7 protein-coding genes and 1 tRNA gene are annotated in these 5,742 nt (G+C 64.7%); 3 read left to right on the top strand and 5 right to left on the bottom strand.

Annotation, left to right across the window (positions count from 1 at the left end; genetic code table 11):
• Window positions 1-747 (bottom strand): SDR family NAD(P)-dependent oxidoreductase (locus A5777_RS11085; protein ID WP_064862700.1); only part of this gene is annotated, 747 nt, incomplete at its 3' end.
• A 163-nt stretch (window positions 748-910) separates the two neighbouring features.
• Between A5777_RS11085 and A5777_RS11080 the strand changes: the two genes are divergently transcribed.
• Window positions 911-984: transfer RNA gene (locus A5777_RS11080), tRNA-Gly, on the top strand.
• A gap of 256 nt (window positions 985-1,240) precedes the next feature.
• On the opposite strand, the gene A5777_RS25385 is transcribed toward A5777_RS11080, so the two are convergent.
• Entirely contained in the window at window positions 1,241-1,552 is a 312-nt protein-coding gene (locus A5777_RS25385; protein ID WP_231895027.1) for a hypothetical protein, read from the bottom strand.
• A gap of 291 nt (window positions 1,553-1,843) precedes the next feature.
• Here A5777_RS25385 and A5777_RS11070 point away from each other — a divergent pair, with 291 nt between their 5' ends.
• On the top strand, window positions 1,844-2,527 hold the full coding sequence (locus A5777_RS11070; protein ID WP_005201973.1) for a YoaK family protein: 684 nt from the start codon (window positions 1,844-1,846) through the stop codon (window positions 2,525-2,527).
• Window positions 2,528-2,557: 30 nt separating this feature from the next.
• On the opposite strand, the gene A5777_RS11065 is transcribed toward A5777_RS11070, so the two are convergent.
• The 3 genes from A5777_RS11065 to A5777_RS11055 form a co-directional block, all read right to left on the bottom strand.
• The gene (locus tag A5777_RS11065; protein ID WP_005201974.1) at window positions 2,558-3,223 is read right to left on the bottom strand and encodes a phosphoribosyltransferase; all 666 of its coding nucleotides are present in this window, start codon (window positions 3,221-3,223) and stop codon (window positions 2,558-2,560) included.
• A 15-nt stretch (window positions 3,224-3,238) separates the two neighbouring features.
• Entirely contained in the window at window positions 3,239-3,700 is a 462-nt protein-coding gene (locus A5777_RS11060) for a nuclear transport factor 2 family protein (protein WP_064862699.1), read from the bottom strand.
• Window positions 3,701-3,799: 99 nt separating this feature from the next.
• Window positions 3,800-4,678, bottom strand: a complete 879-nt coding sequence (locus A5777_RS11055) for an SCO6745 family protein (RefSeq protein WP_064862701.1) — start codon at window positions 4,676-4,678, stop codon at window positions 3,800-3,802.
• 158 nt (window positions 4,679-4,836) lie between these two features.
• On the opposite strand from A5777_RS11055, the gene A5777_RS11050 reads away from it, so the two are divergent.
• On the top strand, window positions 4,837-5,742 hold a 906-nt coding region (locus A5777_RS11050), incomplete at its 3' end, for a DUF222 domain-containing protein (RefSeq protein WP_156529350.1).

Raw genomic sequence — 5,742 nt, 5'->3', positions numbered from 1 at the left:
AGCCAGCACAAGCCGACGCGGAGCAAAGCGTGCACCGTACGCGCCGATGCGATTGACGAGACCGTCGACGACGCTCGGCTTGCCGGCATCGAGCGCCTTGAACGCGGTGTCGACAACCTGCTTGGTCGTGCGTCGCGACTTCATCGCCGAGCCGTCACCCGCAACGTCGAAGAACTCGGTGTCGGTGGCTCCGGGACAGACCGCCAGCACACGGACTCCCTTTCGCTTGCCCTCCGACCACAGCGCCTCGCTCAGCGACAGCACGTACGCCTTGGTGGCCGCGTACACCGCCATACTCGGAACCGGTTGGAACGCAGCATTACTGGCGATATTCACGATCGCACCTGTACCCGCGTCGGCCATGCGCTTGAGGTAGGTCGTGGTGAAGTCGGTGAGTGTGCCGACGTTGAGCTGTACCTCGTCGCGGATGCGCGACGGATCGGCGTCGGCGAGGTATCCGAACGTGCCGAAGCCCGCGTTGTTGACCAGTACGTCGACGCGCAGTCCACGACTATCGGCTTCGGCGACCACCTTGTCGGCTGCGCCCGGTATCGAAAGGTCGGCGGGGATGACCTCGGCGCGGACGCCGTGTCGCGACGCCAACTCGTCGGCGAGTGCGACCAGCTTGTCCTCGCTGCGAGCGACCAGGATCAGGTCGGCACCACGCGACGCGAGTGCGCGGGCGAACTGCTCGCCGATACCTCCGCTCGCCCCCGTGATCAACGCTGTGCGGTTGCGGTACTCCATGTGTGGTCTCCCCGGTCGTATGACTGCCGTACTTGTATGTATCAGTCAGCGTGCCGCGGGTGCATCCGCGAGCCTGGTCGCGAGGATAGCCGCGACATCGCGGCCGGTCACCGTCATCGAGGCCCGGGTTTGCTAGGCTGTCGATCGCGAGTAGACCTCGCGCGCCGATGTAGTTCAATGGCAGAACACTAGCTTCCCAAGCTAGGTACGCGGGTTCGATTCCCGTCATCGGCTCCATCATCACCGCAGCTAGAGCGGTTTTCCAGCCGCTGAACGGCTAGTCCGCAACGTCACATGCCCTCCGCGTGATCCGCCTTGGTGCCCGGCAGACCGGAACGACCCAGCGCTCCACTGAGGGCAATCGGTTCCGATGTCACGTAACCCGAACTAGTTCGGCTCAGACCAGTTCGGCGATCATCGCGCGGACCATCCAGTCTCGGTAGTCGGGCGCGGCTCGAGACGGCGTGTAGGTTCAGCCGTCGCGATTCAGGACTCAATTGATACGAGGGTGATCAGCGCGAGGGCGGCCACCGCCGGCATCACGACGGGCGGAACACCGCTTTCGGTCGATGACGACCGACCCGACCGCGCTCAGGGACACCGCGACCGCCATCGGGACTGCACCGGCGAACAGGTCGAAGTCTGGAATGCATAACTCGACGTTGCCGCAGTAGTCCCCGAACTCCTTACCCCTGAACGCCCGGATGCCGTTCACCGAATACGCGAGCGCAAGCATCCAGAGAATCGCAAAGGGCACCGTCGCCGTAGCCGTCCGACCACGGATTCGTAGCAGAACAGTACTCATGAGCAGTGCCCCCCGCAGCGAGGGCCGCGGCCGTATGAAAGTCTGCTGCCACACGGCCAGAGCCCTCGATGGTACGCCGATCTGCCGACGTCCAGTAGAAGAGGGCCAACGCCCACGGAACCGCCACGGTCGCAACGACGTGCACCGCCAGCCAGACGTGGCGAGGCATCGCCACATGGCGGGCGCGACGGGACATTGACCCATACTGCCAGCGACGTTCACCTAGCCGACGCCAAGGAGCCTCAGTAATGTCTGCCTTCGTAGATCAGGGCAGGACGAAGGAGGGTGCGGATGTCGGCACTAACCGGCGGAGTCCTTCGCCCGACCCACGGCGAGGTTGGGATCATCAGTGCTGTGCTGATGACCGTCGTCGGTGGGTACGTCGACGCCTTCCTCTATCTGCGGCACCAGGTGTTCGGATTCGCACAAACCGGCAACGTCGTGTTTCTGGCGGTCGGGTTGGTCAAGGGCGACGAATGGGCCAAGTTCGCCTGGCCGTTGCTGGCCTACCTCGCGGGCCTTGTTGCCGCCCAAGTGCTTCGCACACTGGTCCCGACGCTCCCGGCGCGCGCTCTCGGCTCGGTGCTCGTCCTCCAACTCGTCGTCTTCACCGTGCTGGCATGCCTGCCGTCGACCGCGCCTGCCGCACTGTTCGTGATCCCCTTGTCGTTCGTGGGAGGGGTGCGGCTCGAATTGTTCCGCACTGCGGGCGGAATCTCGTTCGTGAGTATCGCGACGACGGGCAACCTGATGCGGTTCGTCGCGGCGGCAGCCGACCTCGCACGCGGAAGGTCGTCGGCGCAGGTTCGGGCCGCTGTCGCCACAGCTATCGTCGTGCTCGCTTTCCTTATTGGCGCACTCTGCGGTGCGGGCGTTGCCCAGACGATCGGCCCGGCACTGTGGGGAGCGGTGCTCCTCGAGGCTTTCGGCCTCGCCGTCTTCGTTGCACAGGTGCGTACGCGGCCAGCCGCGTGACGGTAGAGCGTCCCTAGCTGCGGTCCCGCATCATCTGTCACGAAGACAGCTCACCACGTCATCGTCGGCGACCTGGCCGAACTCGCCGTACGAAAGGCCCACGGCACGAAAGGGTTCGGGAACATCGACGGCCACCACCCGGTCGATGTCGGGATCGCCTGCGAATCTGCGCAGAGCGTCTCGCGGAGCAGTCGGCACGGCGATCATGACGCCGGCGGCGCCCGCCACCCGAACGGCACGCGCGGCAACCGCCATCGTGGCACCCGTCGCGATCCCGTCGTCAACCAGGACGACAAACCTTCCGTCGAACGAATACGGTTGCCGTTCTTGGCGATATCTCGTCTCTCGCTCGACGCGCAGCGCGTCTTCACGCAGCACGATCTCGTGCAATTGCCGATCTGACACCCCTAGTCGCCGCGGCACGTCGTCGGCCACGAACACCTGCCCCGCCGCCAGCGCACCCATCGCGTACTCCGGCTGTCCGGGAGCGCCGAGTTTGCGCACAACCAGCACCTCGAGCGGCAGGTTGAATGCCTCGGCGACCTCACGACCGACGGGCACACCACCCCGCGCGAGGCCGACGATCAGCGGAAGTGGTTGCTCTGCAGACGAACTCGGTACGATCCCGCCGGTCTCGCTGATACGGCCGGCCAATGCTCGGCCGGCGTCGGCCCTATCCGCGAAGAGGCGTGACATCACCGGTCCTCGAACTCACGACGAGGCGGCGAGGGTGATCGCCTGGCCAACTGTGACGGAAAAGCTCGGTATGTCCTTCAGATCGATCGTCGCCTCGTACGTCCGGTCGTAGCCGGTCGCGCAGATACGCCAGCCGTCGTCGGTTCGGCGGTAGGTATCCGCATAGAACGCCGCTCCGATCATCATGAAGGAGAACTCCGGCACGATGACGCGATCCTGCAGGTACCACCGACCGGTCGCGGAATCGCCGTCGACGACGATCTCGGGATGATCGACGCGATGCTCGGTGATGACACCCGGTCCGACGGAGCCGCGCATGTATCCGACTAGTTCATCTCTGTCACCGAAGGACAGCTTCTCGCCATAGTCGCCGGTGACGTCCTCGGTGAGCGTCGCGGCGAATGTATCCCAGTCCTTGGTGTCGAGTGCCCGCAGGTAGCGGTACTTGAGCGCCTTCACTTGCTCGAGATCGTCCATGCCCAACGTCTACTCCGCCCCGCTCGTCGGCGGGGGCGTTTGGGCACAACCGCTCGCGTCAGGCCTATCGCACTAACCGGACACAGCGCCTGCGGGGTACTACTTCTTCTTGGTCCCCGGAAGCACGCCCGCGTCGATCACGGCCTTCACATACGGCCGGGAACGCTCGAGTAGTTTGTTTACATCCTCACTCGCCCATGCCGATCCGGTGATGGCGTCCGTCTCGGCTTCGATCGCGCGGTAGAGATCGAGACCGGCCGGGGTCAACTCGTGACCGTCGTCGACTCTGGTGGCGAGCCCACGCTCGACGAGCCTGTCGACCGAAGCCTCCCACGCCTCGTCCGACCAGCCGCGGGTCAGCTGAGCAAGTCGTCGACCCAATGCTCGACGTCGAATCGTCGGGTCGGGCAGCCCTGCCTCGTGGAAGGTCGCAGCGTCGATTCCGTCGAGACCGTTCTGGACGAGGACCGCAATGTGGTTGTCTCCCCGCCACTCTCGCAGCACCGATAGCGTGTGCCAGAGTGCGAGGTGGGGAGAATCCGGTGGCGTCAGCGCCGCCCACGCCGCGGCAAGCGACCTGCCTCCCGTCGGGAGGCTCGACGCGATGTCGTGGTAACGCTCAGCGAGAGAAGCCATTTCAGGTTCGACGACCCGCTCGCCCAGTATGTCGCGGAACTGTGCGTCGAGCATCTGCTCTCGACGCGCGGCAACCTTGTCGAGACCTACCTTGCGCGCCGACTCCCAGGCGTTGTTGATCAGCTCAGGCGCGAAGTTATAGAACGACGAGACCACGACCGGGGCTGCGCAGTCGCCCAGCGGCGCGCCGCGTGCTCCGACATAGAATGCATGCGCGTCGAGGCCCAGATCGTTCTGTGCCGCAGTGAGTCCCGGGTTGAAGTAGGCGAGGACGTGGAACGGCTCGAGAGTTTCATACGCCAACCTGGCGCGGGCGGCTGCGGTGTCGTCGACGGTGACCATGCGCTCCACCCTCGCGGCGGGAAGGCCCCGCGTCAAGGATGGCGTCGACGAACCGGCCCGGGAAGTTTGCTCAACAGCCAGACAGATTCTCCTTGACATGTCCGATTTGACGGGTACGTTGGATGTAGAACATAAGTTCGATACCGGAGACGGGCGGCATGGGGACCGAGACTTCAGACATCCACGAGGGGCAACCAACGGGCGACGATGATGCGTCGAATCCTGTTGCGCTGTATGAACAATTGCATGCATTGCTCGACCAGCTCGACGTCGTCGATACCAGTGGCGCAACGGAAGCCGAGGTGGCGGCCACGGCGATCGAGCACGAGCGCGCGGTGCGCAGAATGATCTCGATCGGCAACAGTCGAATCATGGATGTGTCCAATCGTGCGGCCTATCGTGCTGTCGGCAAACACTCGTTGTCCGACTTCATGATGGGCCCGCTGCGCCTACACGACGCAACCAAGCGCAGAGGGCAGATCCTTGCCCTCGAAGAGACCTTCACGATCACCGGCGACACGATGCCCCCTACCTACCCTCTGCTCGCCGACGCCTTGCGCAGCGGCGCACTCGGTGCCGATCACCTCACCGCAGCACTCACTGTTCTGAACAAGATCCCGCAGGGCATCGATGCGGAACAGCTGACCCGCGCCGAAGCCGAAGTTGCCGGGTTCGCACAGAATCTCGCGCCGCGCCAGATTCTCGCCGCAGGCAATCGTCTGCTCGCCTACCTCGACCCGGACGGCACGATCACCGACGACAACGACCGCAAGCGTCAGCGCCGCCTCACCATCGATAATCAAGACACACAGTCGATGTCACGAATTCTCGGCACCCTCGATCCCACAACCCGCGCGATGCTCGATACAGCACTCGCAGCGTGGGCGGCACCCGGAATGAACAATCCCGACGACGAGGCCTCTCCCACCGGCAGCAACGAGTTCGCCGATGCGGGCGCGCTCAAGGAGGCAGCGGCCCGCGACACTCGCACCCAGTCGCAGCGCAACCACGACGCGCTCTCCGCAATTCTCAGGGCAGTCCTCGACGGCGGGCTGCTCGGCGCC

The sequence above is a fragment of the Gordonia sp. 852002-10350_SCH5691597 genome (genome assembly GCF_001665715.1).
GTDB classification, from domain to species: Bacteria; Actinomycetota; Actinomycetes; order Mycobacteriales; family Mycobacteriaceae; genus Gordonia; species Gordonia sputi.
This window is presented reverse-complemented; position numbering and strand designations above follow the sequence as displayed.